This window comes from Nonomuraea sp. NPDC049758 (assembly GCF_040674635.1).
In the GTDB taxonomy this organism is placed as follows: domain Bacteria; phylum Actinomycetota; class Actinomycetes; order Streptosporangiales; family Streptosporangiaceae; genus Nonomuraea.
On sequence record NZ_JBFAMZ010000011.1, the window covers coordinates 27,453 to 44,813 of the forward strand.

The 17,361-nt window shown below is 74.5% G+C and carries 19 protein-coding genes; 17 read left to right on the top strand and 2 right to left on the bottom strand.

Annotated elements, in window-relative coordinates; all coding sequences use genetic code 11:
• Positions 1 to 33: 33 nt before the first annotated feature.
• Positions 34 to 1,077 carry a DUF6221 family protein gene (locus AB0J46_RS27660; protein WP_364336816.1) on the top strand — a complete coding sequence of 348 codons (1,044 nt, stop codon included), beginning with the start codon at positions 34 to 36 and terminating at the stop codon, positions 1,075 to 1,077.
• A gap of 19 nt (positions 1,078 to 1,096) precedes the next feature.
• On the opposite strand, the gene AB0J46_RS27665 is transcribed toward AB0J46_RS27660, so the two are convergent.
• Entirely contained in the window at positions 1,097 to 1,576 is a 480-nt protein-coding gene (locus AB0J46_RS27665) for a proteasome activator (protein WP_364336818.1), read from the bottom strand.
• A gap of 115 nt (positions 1,577 to 1,691) precedes the next feature.
• On the opposite strand from AB0J46_RS27665, the gene AB0J46_RS27670 reads away from it, so the two are divergent.
• The 7 genes from AB0J46_RS27670 to AB0J46_RS27700 all read left to right on the top strand — a co-directional run bounded on the left by AB0J46_RS27670 (position 1,692) and on the right by AB0J46_RS27700 (position 7,107).
• Positions 1,692 to 2,054, top strand: a complete 363-nt coding sequence (locus AB0J46_RS27670; RefSeq protein ID WP_364336820.1) for a hypothetical protein — start codon at positions 1,692 to 1,694, stop codon at positions 2,052 to 2,054.
• 77 nt (positions 2,055 to 2,131) lie between these two features.
• Positions 2,132 to 2,383 (top strand): hypothetical protein, encoded by a 252-nt coding sequence (locus AB0J46_RS27675; RefSeq protein WP_364336822.1) that lies wholly within the window; start codon positions 2,132 to 2,134, stop codon positions 2,381 to 2,383.
• 115 nt (positions 2,384 to 2,498) lie between these two features.
• Positions 2,499 to 3,032 (top strand): 2,4'-dihydroxyacetophenone dioxygenase family protein, encoded by a 534-nt coding sequence (locus AB0J46_RS27680; RefSeq protein ID WP_352324601.1) that lies wholly within the window; start codon positions 2,499 to 2,501, stop codon positions 3,030 to 3,032.
• 36 nt (positions 3,033 to 3,068) lie between these two features.
• Complete coding sequence (locus AB0J46_RS27685) at positions 3,069 to 4,310, top strand: MFS transporter (protein WP_364336824.1); 1,242 nt, start codon at positions 3,069 to 3,071, stop codon at positions 4,308 to 4,310.
• The gene (locus AB0J46_RS27690) at positions 4,307 to 5,356 is read left to right on the top strand and encodes a 2,3-butanediol dehydrogenase (RefSeq protein WP_364336826.1); all 1,050 of its coding nucleotides are present in this window, start codon (positions 4,307 to 4,309) and stop codon (positions 5,354 to 5,356) included. Before AB0J46_RS27685 ends, AB0J46_RS27690 begins: the two co-directional genes overlap by 4 nt.
• The gene (locus AB0J46_RS27695) at positions 5,353 to 6,087 is read left to right on the top strand and encodes an SDR family NAD(P)-dependent oxidoreductase (protein WP_364336828.1); all 735 of its coding nucleotides are present in this window, start codon (positions 5,353 to 5,355) and stop codon (positions 6,085 to 6,087) included. Before AB0J46_RS27690 ends, AB0J46_RS27695 begins: the two co-directional genes overlap by 4 nt.
• A 54-nt stretch (positions 6,088 to 6,141) precedes the next feature.
• Complete coding sequence (locus AB0J46_RS27700) at positions 6,142 to 7,107, top strand: helix-turn-helix domain-containing protein (protein ID WP_364336830.1); 966 nt, start codon at positions 6,142 to 6,144, stop codon at positions 7,105 to 7,107.
• Between the two features lie 43 nt (positions 7,108 to 7,150).
• Here AB0J46_RS27700 and AB0J46_RS27705 read toward each other — a convergent pair whose 3' ends face one another.
• Entirely contained in the window at positions 7,151 to 8,620 is a 1,470-nt protein-coding gene (locus AB0J46_RS27705; RefSeq protein WP_364336832.1) for an IclR family transcriptional regulator C-terminal domain-containing protein, read from the bottom strand.
• Positions 8,621 to 8,762: 142 nt separating this feature from the next.
• Here AB0J46_RS27705 and AB0J46_RS27710 point away from each other — a divergent pair, with 142 nt between their 5' ends.
• The 9 genes from AB0J46_RS27710 (at position 8,763) to AB0J46_RS27750 (ending at position 17,339) form a co-directional block, all read left to right on the top strand.
• Positions 8,763 to 9,518, top strand: coding sequence for a CoA transferase subunit A (locus AB0J46_RS27710; RefSeq protein ID WP_364336834.1), 756 nt, complete (start codon positions 8,763 to 8,765; stop codon positions 9,516 to 9,518).
• Positions 9,515 to 10,144 carry a CoA transferase subunit B gene (locus AB0J46_RS27715; RefSeq protein ID WP_352328076.1) on the top strand — a complete coding sequence of 210 codons (630 nt, stop codon included), beginning with the start codon at positions 9,515 to 9,517 and terminating at the stop codon, positions 10,142 to 10,144. The genes AB0J46_RS27710 and AB0J46_RS27715 overlap by 4 nt, the downstream gene beginning before the upstream one ends.
• On the top strand, positions 10,141 to 11,289 hold the full coding sequence (locus AB0J46_RS27720) for a thiolase family protein (protein WP_364336836.1): 1,149 nt from the start codon (positions 10,141 to 10,143) through the stop codon (positions 11,287 to 11,289). The genes AB0J46_RS27715 and AB0J46_RS27720 overlap by 4 nt, the downstream gene beginning before the upstream one ends.
• Before the next feature lie 5 nt (positions 11,290 to 11,294).
• Entirely contained in the window at positions 11,295 to 12,047 is a 753-nt protein-coding gene (gene pcaH / locus AB0J46_RS27725; protein ID WP_364336838.1) for a protocatechuate 3,4-dioxygenase subunit beta, read from the top strand.
• Positions 12,044 to 12,568, top strand: a complete 525-nt coding sequence (pcaG, locus tag AB0J46_RS27730) for a protocatechuate 3,4-dioxygenase subunit alpha (protein WP_364336840.1) — start codon at positions 12,044 to 12,046, stop codon at positions 12,566 to 12,568. The genes pcaH and pcaG overlap by 4 nt, the downstream gene beginning before the upstream one ends.
• Complete coding sequence (gene pcaB, locus AB0J46_RS27735) at positions 12,555 to 13,742, top strand: 3-carboxy-cis,cis-muconate cycloisomerase (RefSeq protein WP_364336842.1); 1,188 nt, start codon at positions 12,555 to 12,557, stop codon at positions 13,740 to 13,742. Before pcaG ends, pcaB begins: the two co-directional genes overlap by 14 nt.
• Positions 13,743 to 13,744: 2 nt before the next feature.
• Complete coding sequence (pcaC, locus tag AB0J46_RS27740; protein ID WP_364337235.1) at positions 13,745 to 14,842, top strand: 4-carboxymuconolactone decarboxylase; 1,098 nt, start codon at positions 13,745 to 13,747, stop codon at positions 14,840 to 14,842.
• Positions 14,839 to 16,299 carry an aldehyde dehydrogenase family protein gene (locus AB0J46_RS27745; protein WP_364336843.1) on the top strand — a complete coding sequence of 487 codons (1,461 nt, stop codon included), beginning with the start codon at positions 14,839 to 14,841 and terminating at the stop codon, positions 16,297 to 16,299. The genes pcaC and AB0J46_RS27745 overlap by 4 nt, the downstream gene beginning before the upstream one ends.
• A 293-nt stretch (positions 16,300 to 16,592) precedes the next feature.
• Positions 16,593 to 17,339, top strand: a complete 747-nt coding sequence (locus tag AB0J46_RS27750; protein WP_364336845.1) for an SDR family oxidoreductase — start codon at positions 16,593 to 16,595, stop codon at positions 17,337 to 17,339.
• Positions 17,340 to 17,361 lie beyond the last annotated feature (22 nt).

Sequence of the window (17,361 nt, forward strand, 5' to 3'; positions counted from 1 at the left end):
AAGCTCGATAGGGGATTTAAGGGGTGTTCTGGCATGAAAAGCACGGTTCGCACCGCGACGCAGGCGTTCTGGATCGACGCCGGGCACGGCGGGACGCAGGAGCACTACGGCGAACAGCTACGCAGGTGGCGGCACGCGTTCGCGGCCACGGGCGGGGAGCCGGGCGCGAGCGGCGTCACGCTGGACCCGCTGCACTTCGCGCTGGCCGCCTGGGAGGTCGCCACCCGGCCGGTCGCGGACTCGCCGTACGTGCGCACCCACCCCCGGGTCCTGGACGCGGCCTGCCACCGGGCCGAGGACGGCCGCGACCCGCTGGCCGTGGTCGAGCTCGCCGCGCCGCCGCCCGTCCCGCTGCCGGACGGCTGGTCGAGCTGGCGGCACCAGGGCGAGCAGCCGTACGCGGCCGGCGCGGAGGGCACGCCGACCGCCCTGAGCACGCTGGAGCTGCGCATCCCCCTGTCCGGGGACCGGCTGCCGACGCCCACCCGGCCGCGCGCCGAGGGCCTGCCCAACCTGGACGACGCCCAGGCGTCGCTGGAGGCGTTCGTCGCCGAGCTGAACGCGGCGGTGACGCCGTTCCTGCGCGAGCTGGAGGGCGCCGAGGGCGCCCCCGACACCGACGGCGCCACGCTGGTCCAGTGGCTGCGCACGCAGATCGAGGCCGACAAGGCCACCGCGGAGGCGGCCGGCGCCGGGCCCTGGCGCTACCTCACGGCCACAGGCTCGGCCGCCGCCCCGGTACGCCAGGGCGCGGGCGGCGCGCGGCGGCTGGAGTTCGGCGGCGGACGGACGGTCACCCGCGTCGGCTTCCACGACGACGACCTGCTCCACCCGGTCGAGGCGATCCACATCGCCCTGCACGACCCGGCCGACGCCATCGCCCGCTGCGGCGCCGAACTGGCGTTGCTGAACGAGCACACCCCGCCGCTGTCGGCCGGGGACGCCGGGGACGCCGGGGACGCCCTCTGCCCGGTGTGCGGCGAGGCCGCCGGCTCTCCCTGCCAGACGCTGCGCCACCTGGCCTACGGCTACCGCCTGCGCCCCGGCTGGCGGCCCGAATGGAGCCCCGCCCGCTGACCGCACCCGGCTCCGGTGTCTACAGGTAGTTGCCCTCGCCCTGGGCGCGGACGCCGTCGGGGCGGGGCAGGGCGCGGCCGGCGTGCAGGCCGAGCTGCTGCTGGCGGGCGGCGGCCTGCTGGAGCTGGAGCCCGGCCTGGATGCCCTGGAAGACGCCCTCCAGCCAGCCCACGAGCTGCCCCTGCATGACCCGGATCTCCATCTCCGTCGGCGTCCCGCCGTTCGGGGTGGGCCGCAGGCGCTCCAGCTCGTCGCGCAGCTCGGGCGCGACCGCCCCGGCGACCTCCTGGATGGCCTGCTCGTAGATCCGGTGCATGCGCTCCCTGGCACGCTCCTCCAGGTGCACCCCCTTGGCCTCCTCCAGCAGGCTGCGGGCCATCGCGCTCACGCGGAGCAGCCGGGCGGGCTCCTCGACGCTCTCGATGTCCGTCCTCACGGCATCGCGCAGGGTGTGCTCGCGCTGCTCGTCCCCCGATGCTGGATGCGGCGTCGTCGTCATGTCCTCAGTCCTCGTTCACGCAGGTGAGCGGCACGCTACCGCCAGCAACAGCTCTTCCCGGTGCCCCGCCGTTCACTCGTGGGAGCGGCCGGAATCCTGGGTAGGGGTCACCCTCATGAACCGGCGAGACGACGATCCCGAGGACGAGTTCTTCGCTCCGGTGCTGCGCGAGCCGCCGCCCCCGGACGAGATCAGCCGCTCAGGCGTGGTGAGCGACACCGGCGTGCCCGGCGTGCACGGCGGCGGCGAGGGGCACTGGCCGCGCAAGCCGCCGCCGTCGAACGCGCTCGGCCTGCGCCTGCTGGCCGCCGCGCTGCTGCTGCTCGCCGGGGTCGTGCTGGCGGTGCTCGCGGTGCTGGCCGGACGGCTGCCGCTGGCGCTGCCGCCGGCGATCCTGGCGGTGGCCGCCGCCGCGTACCTGGTGGTGTTCGCGCGGCGGCGCGCCCGCGACGACGGCGGCCCGCCCACCTTCGGCTAGCGCGACGCCGGGGCGACCACCTGGGGTTTCGGCCCTTCTGTGGGGGTACACGCCCGCTGAGGGGAAGAGGAGCCGAGATGTCTCTCATCGACCGTGACTGTGTCCGCAGGCTGCTGGAGTCGGAGCACGCCGACGCGACGCTCGTGTTCGTCCGGGGCGACTGCGTCGTGCTGCGGGCCGCGGAGATCGACGACGCCCATCGGGGGCTGGTGATAGCCAGCCGCGAGGACGTCATGGCCCAGCTCCCCGCCGGCGCCGCGACGGACGGGCAGGCCCTCGACGACCTCGCCGTGCGGCTGGACAACGTGGTGCGCGACCTCGGCGCCTGACCGCGGCGCGGCCGCATGTCCTGAATCTGCAAGCCGCCACGTCCACCTGGGGAAAGACGGTGTCGGTCCGGCCGGGATTCACTGCCGGGAACACGACACGAAAGGGGCCGTTCAGATGCCCGACAACCCCACCGGCGAGTTCTGGAAGGACCTGCGGCCGATCGAGAACTCCTTCCGGCCGGACGCGCTGCCCGAGGTGTACCTGTCCAAGGTGGCCACCGACGACGACCGGTACTACGTGCCGTTCACCGAGACCGTCGGCTCCCGGCCGCTGTGGATCAACGTCAAGGACAACAGCTGGGCCGACATCCTGCGGGCCAAGGAGGCCGGGCTGGTCAACCGGCACTACCACCCGCACGAGGTGTTCGCGTACACGATCTCCGGCAAATGGGGCTACCTGGAACGCCCCTGGACGGCCACCGCCGGTGACTTCGTCTACGAGGCCCCGGGCGAGGGCCACACGCTGGTCGCCTACGACAGCGGCGAGCCGATGAAGACGTTCTTCATCGTCAAGGGCCCGCTGGTCTGGCTGGACGAGAACGGCGACCCCGACGGCTTCTTCGACGTGCACGACTACATCAAGATGTGCCGCGAGCACTACGAGAAGGTCGGCATCGGCGCCGACTACGTCAACTCCCTGTTCCGCTGACCGCCGCCCCGCCGCATCCCCCGAAATGAGTGCGTCATGACCGACATCGCGGCCGCGCCGGACACCAGGGCCGCCGACCGGTACGAGAACCGCCTTCTCGTCATCCTCTTCCTGTCCTTCGGCTTCGTCTTCTTCGACCGGCAGGCGCTGTCGTTCCTGGCGCCGTACATGGACGCGGACTTCGGCCTGTCCAACGCCGAGCTGGGCACGCTGTCCGGCGTGCTCGCGCTCACCTGGGCGCTGGCCGGGATGTTCGCCGGCCGCCTGTCCGACGCGCTCGGCAGGCGCAAGCCCATCCTGGTCGTGGCCGTGGTGCTGTTCTCGCTGTTCTCGGCCTCGTCCGGGCTGATGGGCGGGTTCGCCGGGCTGCTGGCCGCCCGCGCGCTGATGGGCACCGCCGAGGGCGCCGTGCTGCCGATGGCGCAGTCGCTCATGGTCGAGGCCAGCCGGGAACGCCGCAGGGGCTTCAACATGGGCCTGTTGCAGGGCTCGTCGGCCGGGCTGCTCGGCGGCATCCTCGCGCCGCTGGTCGTGGTGTGGATCGCCGAGACCTACGACTGGCGGATCGCCTTCTACGTCACGATCGTGCCGGGCCTGGTGATGGCGCTGCTGATCGCGAAGTTCGTCCGCGAGCGGTCGCCGCGGGCGGCGGCCGAGGCGCCCGCCAAGGAGCCGCGGGTGCCGCTGGGCGAGGTGCTGAAGCTGCGCAACATCGTCGTCTGCATGCTCATCGCCTGCTGCTACCTGACCTGGTTCGTCACCATCATCACCTTCACGCCGACGTACCTGACCCAGGTGAAGGGCTTCGGGCCGGGCACGATGAGCGGCGTCATGACGTGCCTGGGCGTGGCCTGGGTGCTCTGGGGCTTCGCCACCCCGGCCATCTCCGACCGGCTGGGACGCAAGCCCGCGCTGATCGGCTTCACCGCGCTCGCGGTGTTCTGCCCGCTGGCCGTGGTCTACGTCGAGAGCCCCGTGCTGCTCGGCGCGATCATGATCGTCACCTACACCGGGCTCGGCTGCTTCACGCTGTTCATGGCCACCATCCCGGCCGAGACCGTGCCGCGCGGCGCGCTGGCCACCGCGCTCGGCGTGATCATGGGCGTGGGCGAGCTGGCGGGCGGCTTCCTGGGCCCGATGGTCGCCGGTTGGGCGTCCGACCAGTGGGGGTTGCAGGCCGCGATGTTCATCGCCGCCGGCGGCGCGCTGGTCGTGGTGGGGCTCGCCTTCGCCCTGAAGGAGACGGCCCCCGCCGTGCTGCGCAGGGCGGCCGCGTGAAGGCCGCGGTCTGGCACGGGGCCAAGGACGTGCGGGTCGAGGACGTCCCCGTGCGCGAGCCCGGCCCCGGCGAGGCGGCGATCGCGGTGGCGTACTGCGGGATCTGCGGCAGCGACCTGCACGAGTACGCCGACGGCCCGCACGCGATCCCCGTGGGCGAGCCGCATCCGGAGTCCGGCGTGCGCGCGCCGCTCGTCCTCGGCCACGAGTTCTGCGGCACGGTCACCGGCCTCGGCGCGGGCGTGACCGGCCTGGCCGTGGGCGACCGGGTCGCGGTGGAGCCGCACTACCGGTGCGGGAACTGCCCGCGCTGCCTGGCGGGGGAGTACAACATCTGCCGCCATTTCGGGTTCGCCGGGCTGATGGGGCACGGCGGGCTCGCCGAACGGGCGACGGTGCCCGCGTACATGCTGCACCGGCTGCCCGAGTCGGTGCCGCTGGAGCAGGCGGCGGTGTTCGAGCCCGCGGCCGTCGCCCTGCACGCGGTGCGGCGGGCCGGGATCCGCGCCGGCGACACCGTCGCGGTCCTCGGGCTCGGCCCGATCGGGCTGCTCGTGGCCCGCTTCGCGGCGCGGGCCGGCGCGGGCCGCGTGGTGGCCGCCGACCGCTCGCCCGCCCGCCTGGAGCTGGCCCGCCGCCTCGGCGTCGAGACGGCGACGGGCGACGGGCTGGCCGAGACGGTCGGCGGGGAGGGCGCGGACGTCGTCTTCGAGGCCGTCGGCTCGGAAGGCACCCTGCGCGCCTGCCTGGCCGCCGCCCGACGCGGCGGCCGGGTGGTCTTCCTCGGGCTGACCGGCACGGTCTCCCTCGACGCCTTCGCCCTGGTCAACAACGAGCAGACGATCGTGACCAGCGTCGGCTACCGCGACGCCTACCCCGAGCTGATCCGCATGGTCGCCGAGGAGGGCGTGGACCTGGCCGCGATCGTCACCGCGACCATCCCGCTGGAGCACGTGGTCCGCGACGGGTTCGAGGCGCTGCTGCGCGGCGAGGACCAGGTCAAGGTGCTGGTACGACCCGCTCAGGACGAGGGGCGGCTCCGGTGACCGACGGACTCGCCCCAGGGCTGTTCGCCGGGCGGCACGCGTTCGTGACCGGCGGCACGTCCGGCATCGGCGCGGCGACCGCCGTGCTCCTCGCCGAGCTGGGCGCCGCCGTGACCGCGCTCGGCCTGCCGCCCGCCGACCCGGCCGAGCTGCCCGCGCACCCGCTGGTCCGGGTGGTGGAGCACGACGTGCTCGACCGGGGCGGCCTGGCCCGCCTGCTGTCGGCCGGCGACCCGCTCGACGCGCTGGTCAACTGCGCGGGCGTCAGCCACGATCGCGAGGAGTACGACCTGGCCCGCTGGCAGCGCGTCATCGAGGTCAACCTGACCGCCACCATGGTCGCCTGCCAGGCCGCCCGCCCGGCGCTGGCCGAGCACGGCGGCGCGATCGTGAACGTCTCCTCCATGTTCGCCTTCTCCGGCAGCAGGGACCGGCCCGCCTACAGCGCCAGCAAGGGCGGCGTCTCCCAGCTCACCAAGTCGCTGGCGGCCGAGTACGCCGCCGACGGCATCAGGGTCAACGCCGTCGCCCCCGGCTTCGTGGTCACCCCGCTGGCCCGCGGCGTGCTCGACGACCCGCCGGCCCTGGCCCAGGTGCTGGCCCGCATCCCCGGCGGGCGGCTGGGCAGGCCGCGCGAGGTCGCCTCGGTGGTGGCGTTCCTGTGCTCGCCGGCCGCGTCGTACGTCACCGGGGCGGTCGTCCCCGTGGACGGAGGCTATCTGGCTGTGTGACATCTCACCTAAGCTGTGTGTCCCCTGACCGGCACGAACGCGAGGAGGGTCGCCTTGTCCGCCGTCTCCGTGATCTCCCAGGCCACGACCGAGCACGTCGAACCCGCCGAGCGCATCCACTTCTGGGAGGACTACAACCGCAGGGCGCTGGTGGGCCTGTCGTGCACGTCGTACTCCGAGCACGGCCTGCTGGCCAGGCAGACCAACATCGAGCTGGCCGGGCTGCGGCTGGCCGAGATCGCCGGGAACGCCCACGCGATCGAGCGCAGCCCGCAGACCGTCAGGTCCACGCCGAAGGACTCGGTGTTCGCGACCCTGCTGCTCAAGGGCGAGGCGGTGTTCCTGCACGAGAACGGCTGCCTGGCCGCCACGGCGGGCGAGCTGGTCGTCTACGACACGCGCCGGCCGTACCTGTTCGGGTTCTCCTCCTCGATGCGGCAGATCCTGGTGGACGTACCGCGCGAGCTGTTCGCGCAGGCGTGCGTGGCGGGCGGGCTGCCGGGGCCGATGGTGTTCGGCAGGGCGACGGCTCGGGAGGGCGTGCTCGTGGCCGCGTTGCGCTCGATGATCGGCGGCCTGGCCGCCCTGCGCTCCGCGCCCGACCCGGCCGAGGCCGAGCGGGCCGTGCTCGACCTGCTCAGGCAGCTCGCCGAGGAGCGTACGGGCGGGCGTCCCGGGCCGGACGCCTACCGGTCGCAGCTCATCGTCGCCGAGGACTACATCGACCGGCACCTGCACGACCCCTGCCTGGGGGCGGCGCAGGTGGCCGGGGTCATGGGCATCTCCGTGCGGCACCTGGCGCGCATCTTCGAGTCCACCGGCCGCTCGCCCGCCCGGCACATCGTGGAGCGGCGGCTGGTCCGGGCGCACGCCGAGCTGACCGGGCCGCGCGCGCTGGAGACCACGATCGCCGACGTGGCCCACCGGTGGGGCTTCTCCAGCCAGGCCCACTTCGCCCGCCTCTTCCGCGCCCGGTACGGCCTGACCCCGAGCGAGGCCCGCGCCGAGGCCACCCGGTAGCCGGCAGGCCAGCCAGGGAGCCGGTCGGTGGCCGGGAGGCGCGTCAGGGGAGCCGGCCGGTGTGCGCGAGGTCGGCCTCCATGCGCGCGGCCGTCCGCCGGAGCTCGGGCAGCACGTCGCGCAGCAGGTGGTCGCGGCTGGCCCGGCCGGCGTGCGTGGCCACGTTGACCGCCGCCACCACGCGCCCGTCCGGCCCGCGCACGGGGACGGCGATCGACCGCACGCCCTCCTCCAGCTCCTGGTCCACCAGCGCGTAGCCGTCGGCGGCGGCCTGCCGCACGGCCGCGGCCAGCCCGTCCGGCGAGGTGATCGTGTGCCGGGACAGCGGCTTCGGCTCGATGGCGGCCAGCCGTGCGGTGGGCTGCCCGGCCAGCAGCACCCGGCCCATGGACGTGGCGTACGCCGGGAAGCGGGTGCCGACCGTGATGTCCACGCTCATGATGCTGACCGTGGGCACCCGGGCCACGTAGAGCACGTCGTCGCCGGACAGCACCGCGACCGACGCCGACTCGCGGACGCGCGCCACCAGGTCGGCCAGGTGCGGCTGGACCACCTCGCCGAACGTACGTCCCGACAGGTGGGCGTAGCCCAGTTCGAGCACCTTGGGCAGCAGCACGTGGCGGTCGCCCACGGCGGCGGCGTAGCCGAGGCCCTGCAGGCTCTGCACCGCACGCCGGACGGTGGCCCGGGGCAGGCCGGTCACCCTGGCGGACTCGGCCAGCGTGCAGCCGCCGCGCGCCGACCCGAGCGAGACCAGCACGGCCAGGCCGCGGGCGAGCGACTGCAGGTAGCCCATGCCCAGCTCCTCCTTGACGGCCCGCGATCCGTCCAGCCCGGCGGGCGCGCGGCGCGGCTCCCGGGGGCGGGCGGGCAGGGCGGCCAGCACGGCCTCCATGTCCGCCACCGTCGCGCGCAGGCGGGGCAGGGCGTGCTCGCGCAGCCCCGCCACCGTGTGCCTGCTGGTGTGGCTGACCACGCTGACCGCGCAGACCGCCGTGCCGCCGGGGTCGCGTACGGGCAGCGCGACCGCGATCAGCCCCGGCTCGATGAGCTGGTCGTCCTCGGCCCACGGCGCGGCGGGGTCGAGCAGGGCCAGCCCGGCCGCGCACCGCCCGGCGGGCAGCAGGTCGCCCACCCGGAAGGCCACCGACATCGTCCGCCGCCGGGTGAACTGGCCGACGAAGCGCACGCCGTCGCCGTCGGGCACGGCCAGCGAGACCGACTCCTCCAGCTCGGCGGCCAGCCGCTCGGCCAGGGGCGACAGGCTCTCCTGGAGGCCGCTGCAGGCCAGGTAGGCCGCGCCCAGCTCCATCAGCGGCGGCGCGAGCAGCACGTCGCGGCCCTCGGCCCGCAGGTGGCCGAGGTGCACGAGCGTGGCCAGCACGCGGTCGACCGTGGACCTGGCCAGCCCGGTGGCGCGGACGAGGTCGGTCGCGCGCATGGGCCGCCCGGGGTCGGCGGCCAGCACGCGCAGCACGGCCAGGCCGCGCTCCAGGGTCCCGGCCGGTTCCATCGGCGACTCCTCGTCCAGGTGGGGGCTTTGACAGGAACGCCCCGGTTACAGATACTCGAACTCATAATAGTGAACTAAAGTTCGCAGAGCGAACACCCTCGGGCGGGCACTCGGGCGAACATCCTCGGCTGAACGGAGCGTCGTGCGGAGAGACAAGGTGGTCGCGACGGCCGCGGAGGCGCTGGCCGGTGTGCGGGACGGCGCGTCGTTCGCGGTCGGCGGCTTCGGGCTCAGCGGCATCCCCAACGTGCTGATCCAGGCCCTCTACGACACCGGCGTGACCGGCATCGGCGTCGTGTCCAACAACTGCGGCGTCGACGGCGGCGGCCTCGGCATCCTGCTGGCCGCCGGGCGCATCGCCCGCGTGACCGCCTCCTACATCGGCGACAACAAGGAGTTCGCGCGGCAGTACCTGGGCGGCGACCTGGAGGTCGAGCTGACCCCGCAGGGCAGCCTGGCCGAGCGGCTGCGGGCCGGCGGCAGCGGCATCCCCGCCTTCTACACCCCGGCCGGGGTCGGCACCCCCGTCGCCGACGGCGGCCTGCCGCTGCGCCACCACCCCGACGGCACCGTCGCCGTCGCCTCGCCGCCGAAGGAGGTGCGCGAGTTCGACGGCCGGGAGTACGTCCTGGAGCACGGCATCCGCACCGACTTCGCGCTGGTCCGGGCGGCCAGGGGCGACCGGTCCGGCAACCTGGTCTTCCACCGCGCCGCCAGGAACTTCAACCCGCTGGCCGCCATGGCCGGACGCGTCACCGTCGCCGAGGTGGAGGAGCTGGCCGAGCACATCGACCCCGACGAGGTCCACCTGCCCGGCGTGTTCGTGCAGCGCGTGCTCGCCCTCACTCCGCAGCAGGCGGCCGACAAGGGCATAGAGAAGAGGACGGTCACCGAATGAGCTGGACCCGTGACCAGATGGTCGCGCGGGCGGCGGCCGAGCTGCGCGACGGCGACTACGTCAACCTCGGCATCGGCCTGCCCACCCGCATCCCGTCGTTCCTGCCGCCGGGCGTCGACGTGGTCCTCCACTCCGAGAACGGCATCCTCGGCGTCGGCCCCTACCCCGCGCCCGCCGACGTCGACCCCGACCTGATCAACGCGGGCAAGGAGACGGTCACCGTGCTCCCCGGCGCGTCGTTCTTCGACTCCTCGCTGTCGTTCGGCATGATCCGAGGGGGTCACATCGACGTGGCCGTGCTCGGCGCGATGCAGGTCTCGGCCCGCGGCGACCTGGCCAACTGGATGGTCCCCGGCAAGCTGGTCAAGGGCATGGGCGGGGCCATGGACCTGGTGCACGGCGCGCGCAAGGTCATCGTGATCATGGAGCACAACGCCAAGGACGGCTCACCCAAGATCGTCGAGGAGTGCTCGCTGCCCCTGACGGGCCGGCGATGCGTGCACCGGATCATCACCGACCTCGGCGTCCTCGACGTCACCGAGCAGGGGCTGGCCCTGGTCGAGAGCGCGCCGGGCGTGGGCCTGGACGAGCTGCGCAACCGTACCGACGCGGAGGTCACCGCATGAAGGACGTCTACATCGTCGACGCCGTCCGCACGCCGTTCGGCCGCCACGGCGGCGCGCTGGCCAAGGTGCGCCCCGACGACCTGGCCGCGCACGTCGTCGCGGCGCTGGTCGAGCGCACCGGCCAGGAGAGCGCCGACGAGGTGCTCCTGGGCAACGCCAACGGCGCGGGCGAGGAGAACCGCAACGTCGCCCGCATGGCCGCGCTGCTGGCCGGGCTGCCGGTCACCACGCCCGGCGCCACCGTCAACCGGCTGTGCGGCTCGGGCATGGAGGCGATCATCCAGGCGTACCGGGCGATCGCGGTCGGCGACGCCTCGGCGGTGATCGCGGGCGGCGTGGAGTCGATGACCCGCGCGCCCTGGGTGCTGCCCAAGCCCGACCGCGCCTTCCCGGCCGGCGGCGGGGAGCTGGTCTCCACGACGCTCGGCTGGCGGCTGGTCAACCCCAGGATGCCCGCCGAGCACACGGTCGCGCTCGGCGAGGGCGCCGAGCTGATCGCCGACAAGCACGGCATCACCCGCGAGGAGCAGGACGCGTACGCGCTGGGCAGCCACCGGAAGGCGGCCAAGGCGTCCCTCGACCGCGAGATCGTCCCGATCGCCGGCCTGACCAGGGACGAGGGCATCCGCGACGACACCTCGGCCGAGGCGCTGGCCCGGCTCAAGCCGGTGTTCAGAAGGGACGGCGGCACGGTCACGGCCGGCAACTCCTCCCCGCTGAACGACGGCGCGGCGGCGTTGCTGCTGACCGACGAGGAGGGCCTGCGCGGCCGCGAGCCGCTGGCCCGCCTCACCGCGAGCGCCGCGAGCGCGCTGGAGCCGCGCTACTTCGGGCTCGGCCCGGTCGAGGCGGTGCGCAAGGCGCTGGCCAAGGCGGGCAAGGGCTTCGGCGACCTGTCGACCGTCGAGCTGAACGAGGCGTTCGCCGCGCAGGTGCTCGGCTGCCTGGCCGAGCTGCCCGAGCTCGACCCCGCCCTGGTCAACCCCGACGGCGGCGCGATCGCGATCGGCCACCCGCTCGGCGCCTCCGGGGCCCGCGTCACCGGCGCCGTGGCCCACCGGCTGGCCGCGGCCGGCTCGGGCGTCGGGATCGCCTCCCTCTGCATCGGCGTCGGCCAGGGGCTGGCCGTCGTACTCGAAAGGTAGCGTCCATGTCCGAACCCCTCACGCAGGCCGACATCGACCGCGAGATCGCCGCGCTGAGCGAGTCCCGCGGCGAGCGGCCCGCCGACCACCCCGCGCGCGACTACGCCCCCTACCGCAGCACCCTGCTGCGCCACCCCAAGCAGCCGCTGGTCGCGCTGAAGGACCCGGAGGCGAGCGAGCTGTCCGGCCCGGTGTTCGGCGTCACGGACGTGACCGCCCTCGACTCCGACCTGACCCGGCAGCACCTCGGCGAGCCGCTGGGCGAGCGGATCACCGTGACCGGCCGGGTGCTCGACCGCCAGGGCCGGCCCGTACGCGGCCAGCTCGTGGAGATCTGGCAGGCCAACTCCGCCGGCCGCTACCTGCACCAGCGCGACGACCACCCCGCGCCGCTCGACCCCAACTTCTCCGGCGTCGGCCGCTGCCTGACCGACGACGACGGCCGCTACCACTTCACCACGATCAAGCCCGGCCCCTACCCCTGGCGCAACCACGTCAACGCCTGGCGGCCCGCGCACATCCACTTCTCGCTGTTCGGCACGGCCTTCGCCCAGCGGCTGGTGACCCAGATGTACTTCCCCGGCGACCCGCTGTTCCCCTATGACCCGATCCTGCAGTCGGTCACCGACGACGGCGCCCGGCAGCGGCTGGTGTCCACCTACGCGCACGACCTGTCCAAGCCCGAGTGGTCGCTCGGCTACCGGTGGGACGTCGTGCTCGACGGGCCCGCCGCGACCTGGATGGAGGAAGGCCGATGAACCCCACCCCCTCGCAGACGGTCGGCCCGTTCTACGGCTACGCGCTGCCCTTCCCCGGCGGCGGCGACCTGGCCACCGGCGGCATCACCGTGCACGGCCGCGTCTACGACGGCGCCGGCGACCCCATCTCCGACGCGCTGCTGGAGTTCTGGCAGGCCGACCCCACGGGCGACCTGTCGGGCGCGCCCGGCTCGCTGCGCCGCGACCCGGTCAACGGCGCGGTCATCGGCCGGCACGGCGTCGACTTCACCGGGTTCGGCCGTGTCCCCACCGACGCCGACGGCCACTGGACCCTGCGCACGGTCGAGCCGGGCAACGGGTACATCAGCGTGTGCGTGTTCGCCCGCGGCCTGCTCCACCACCTGTTCACCCGCATCTACCTGCGGCCCGACGCCTTTCTCGACTCGCTGCCGCCCGACCGGGCGCGCACGCTGGTCGCGGTCCAGGAGCGGGAGGGCGTCCACCGCTTCGACATCCATCTTCAGGGCGAGAAGGAGACGGTCTTCCTTGACTTCGGCTGACCCCGGCGGCGAGAACCCGGGCGCGTCCCGCGTGGGCGGTCTGGGCGACTTCGGGCTGCTCGCGCCCATGCGCGGCGGGGCCGAGGCGACCGGCGACGTGGCGGTCCTGCAGGCCATGCTCGATGCGGAGGCCGCGCTCACCCGGGTGCTGGCCGCCCTCGGGCGCGCGCCGCGGGAGGCGGCCGACGCCGTCACCGCCGCGGCCCGCGCCGAGCTGTTCGACCCGGCCGGCCTGGCCGCGCGGGCGCGTTCGGGCGGCAATCCGGTCATCCCGCTGGTGGACGACCTGCGCGCGGCCGCCGGGCCGTACGGGGAGCACGTGCACGCGGGCGCGACCAGCCAGGACATCCTCGACACCGCGCTCATGCTGGTCGCCCACCGGGCGCTCGGGCCGGTCCTGGACGACCTCGACCGGGTGGCCGCCGGGCTCGCCACGCTGGCGTGGGACCATCGCGACACCGTCATGGCCGCCCGCACGCTCACCCAGCAGGCCGTGCCCACCACGTTCGGGCTCAAGGCGGCGGGCTGGCGGAAGCTGGCCCTCGACGCCCGCGACCGCCTCAGCGCCGCCCGCGAAGCGCTTCCCGCCCAGCTCGGCGGCCCCGCCGGCACCCTCGACCGGTTCACCGCCCCTGACCTGGACGACGAAGACGCAGGGGCGCTGGAGGTGGCCGGCCGGTTCGCCGCCGAACTGGGGCTGGCCGCGCCCACGCTGCCCTGGCACGTGCTGCGCACCCCCGTCGCCGACCTGGCCGGGGCGCTGGCGTTCACCGCGGGCGCGCTGGGCAAGCCGGCCGCCGACGTGCTGGTGATGTCGCGGACCGAGATCGGCGAGGTGTCCGAGGGCGTCGGCGGCGGCTCGTCGTCGATGCCGCACAAGCACAACCCCGTGCGGGCCACGATGATCGCCGCGGCGGCCCGCCAGGTGCCCGCCCTGGCCGCCGTCCTGTACGCCTCGCTCGCCGCCGAGGACGAGCGCCCGCCCGGCGCCTGGCACGCCGAATGGCAGCCGCTGCGCGAGGCGCTGCGCCTGGTCGCCGGCGCCGCCCGCGACGCCGCGGAACTGGTCGCCGGCCTGCGGGTTGATCCCGGGCGCATGCGCGCCGCCCTGACCGTCGCCGGACCGCCCGGCGCCGCCGCCGCCCTGGTCAAGCGGGCGCTGGAGGAGAAGTGACGTTGTTGCAGCACCGGGTGGACGGCCCGGAACACGCGGAGCCGATCGTCCTCGGCCCGTCGGTCGGCACCTCGACCCGGGTGTGGGAGCCGCAGGTCGCCGCGCTGGCCCGCAGGTTCCGCGTGGTCCGCTTCGACCTGCCCGGACACGGCGGCTCCCCGTCGTCCGGTGTGTCCACGATCGACGGCCTGGCCGGGCTCGTCCTGGACCTGGCCGACGACCTGGGCCTGGCCGCCTTCCACTACGCCGGCATCTCCATCGGCGGCGCGATCGGCGCCACCTTGGCCCTGCGCCACCCCGGACGCCTGCGGTCCCTGGCGATGATCTGCTCCTCGGCCCGCTTCGGCGAGCCGGACGGCTGGCGCGAGCGCGCCGCGCTGGTCCGCGAGCACGGCACCGCGCCGCTGCTGGAGCCCACGGCCAAGCGCTGGTTCGCCGGGCCGGGCGACCCGGCCCTGCTCGACGACCTCGCCGCCGCCGACCCGGCCGGCTACGCCGCCTGCTGCGACGCCCTGGCCGGCTACGACCTGCGCGCCGAGCTGCCCGGCCTCGCCGTCCCGACGCTGGTCCTGGGCGGGCGCGACGACCCGGCCACGCCGCCCGCGCACGCCAGGGAGCTGGCCGACGGCATCCCCGGCGCGACGCTCGTGGAGGTGCCGGGAGCGGCCCACCTGGCCGGCGTCGACCAGCCCGAACGGGTCACCGCCGCGCTGCTCGCCCACCTGCCCGCCGCCCCCGGCATGCGGGTGCGCCGGGAAGTGCTCGGGGACGCCCACGTCGACCGGGCCGTCGCCCGCACCACCGCCTTCACCAGGGACTTCCAGGACCTCATCACGCGCTACGCCTGGGGGGAGATCTGGACCAGGCCCGGCCTCGACCGGCGCACCAGGAGCTGCGTCACCCTCACCGCGCTGGTCGCGCACGGGCACCTCGACGAGCTGGCCATGCACGTCCGCGCCGCCGTGCGCAACGGGCTGACGGCCGACGAGATCGGCGAGGTGCTGCTGCAGAGCGCGATCTACTGCGGGGTGCCGGCCGCCAACGCGGCGTTCGCCGTCGCCCAGCGCGTCCTTACCGAGATATCAGGGGAGTCCGCATGACCATCACCCGTGACCTGCTGATCGGCGGCAAGAACGTCCCCGCCCTGAGCGGCCGTACGACGCCCGACCTGGCCCCCTACACCGGCGAGGTGTACGCGACCGTGGCCGCCGCGGGCGTCGAGGACGTCACCTCGGCCGTGGACGCGGCGCAGGCCGCCTTCGACGGCTGGGCGGCCACCAGCCCGTTCGCCCGCCGGGCGATCTTCCTGAAGGCCGCCGACCTGCTCCAGGAGCGCGGCGAGCAGGCCGTGGCGCTGATGGCCGCCGAGGTCGGCGGCACCCGTCCGTGGGCGCTGTTCAACGTCGGGCTGGCCGCGAACATGCTGCGCGAGGCCGCCGCCGCGATCACCGCGCCGCGCGGCGAGGTGCTCACCGCGCAGGAGGAGGGCGTGCTCGGCCTGGCCGTGCGCGAGCCGCTCGGCGTGGTGGCCGCCTTCTCGCCGTGGAACGCGCCGATCATCCTCGGCGTGCGCTCGGTGGCCGCCGCCCTGGCCGCGGGCAACACCGTCGTCATGAAGCCCAGCGAGGACGCCCCCATCGCGTGCGGCCTGTTCGTCGCCGACCTGCTGCACGAGGCCGGGCTGCCCGCGGGTGTGCTCAACGTGGTCACCAACGATCCGGCCGACGCCGCCGTGATCGCCGAGGCGCTCATCGCCGACCCCCGCGTGCGCGCGGTCAACTTCACCGGCTCCACCGAGGTCGGCCGGATCATCGGCACCCACGCCGCCCGCCACCTCAAGCCCGCCCTGCTGGAGCTGGGCGGCAAGAACGCCATCATCGTCCTGGACGACGCCGACCTCGACCACGCCGTCGACGCCGCCGCGTTCGGCGTCTACATGAACGCGGGCCAGATCTGCATGTCGGGCGACCGCGTGCTGGTGCACGAGTCGCTGGCCGAGGAGTTCGGCCGCCGGTTCGCCGACAAGGTTCGCGCGCTGCCCGCCGGCGACCCGTCCCGGCCGGAGACCGTGATCGGGCCGCTGGTCAGCGCGGACGCCGCCCGCCGGGTGGCCGGGCTGGTCGCCGACGCGGTCGCCGAGGGCGCGACGGTGCTGGCCGGCGGCGGCGAGCCCGAGGGCGCGGTGCACCCGGCCACGGTGCTGGCCGATGTGCCGAAGCACGCCCGTCTGTACTACGGCGAGGCGTTCGGCCCGGTGTGCGTGGTCGGCACCTTCGCCACCGACGACGAGGCCGTGGCCCTGGCCAACGACACCGAGCACGGCCTGACCGCCGGGATCATCACCGAGAACGGCACCCACGGCCTGCGCGTGGCCCGCCGCCTGCGGACCGGCATCGTGCACGTCAACGACCAGTCCGTGGGCGACGAGCCGCAGGCGCCGTTCGGCGGGGCCGGCTCCTCCGGCTACGGCCGGTTCGGCGGCCGGTGGGGGCTGGAGGCGTTCAGCAACACCCGCTGGATCACCCTGGCGACCGAACAGGCCCACTACCCGTTCTGACCACCCGGCCCGTCCCTGGGAGGGGCGGGCCGACCGGCCGGACCGCCGCCGGTCAGGGGCAGGGCAGAGGCGGTGACCGCGAGGGCGATCACGGCGCCGCGTAACCAGGGTCTGGTGGACGCGGTTCCTCCTGGGCACGGAAGACGCGCGGTTGACGCCCGTCCCGCCAGAGGTAAAACCGCCCCGGGGCCCTGACAAGATCGGGTGAGACCTCCAGGACTGTCCAGTTCTTGACACCGCCGCGTATTCAACCTATAGGTTGATAAACCAACGGGTTGAACAAGGAGGAAGAGATGCTTCTCCGAGAAAAGGTCGCGGTGGTCTACGGCGGCGGCGGCTCGATCGGCGGCGCGGTGGCCCGCGCCTTCGCCCGCGAGGGCGCCCGCGTCTTCCTGGCCGGCCGCACCCAAGCCCCGCTCGACAAGGTCGCCGACGACATCCGCGCGGCCGGCGGCACGGCGGAGACCGCCCTCGTCGACGCGCTGGACGAGCAGGCCGTCGACGCGTTCACCGGCTCGGTGGCCGCCCGCGAGGGCCGCATCGACGTCTCGTTCAACGCCGTCTCCGTCCAGGACGTGCAGCGCCCGCTGGCCGAGATCTCCGTCGAGGACTTCCTGCGGCCGATCCAGGTCGCCGCGCGCACCCAGTTCCTCACCATCAGGGCCGCCGTGCGGCACATGGCCGGTTCGGGGGTCGTCCTGCTGTTCGGCGGCGGCGGGCCGCAGACGCAGCCGGGGCTGGGCGGGTTCAAGGTGTCGCTGGACACCATGGAGGGCATCCGCCGCCAGTGGGCGTGCGAGGCCGGGGCACAGGGCGTGCGCGTGGTCACCCTGATCACCGGCGGCGTGCCGGAGAGCATCCCCGACTCGTTCCCGGGCAAGGCCGCGCTGGAGGCGGAGCTGCGCGAGCCCACCCTGCTCGGCCGGCTCGCCACCCTCGCCGACGTGGGCGACGTGGCGGCGTTCGTCGCCTCCGACCGGGCCCGGACCATGACGTCGGCGACCGTGAACGTCTCCTGCGGCGCGATCGTGGACCATTAGGGTCGGGACCGCCCAGGAAGGA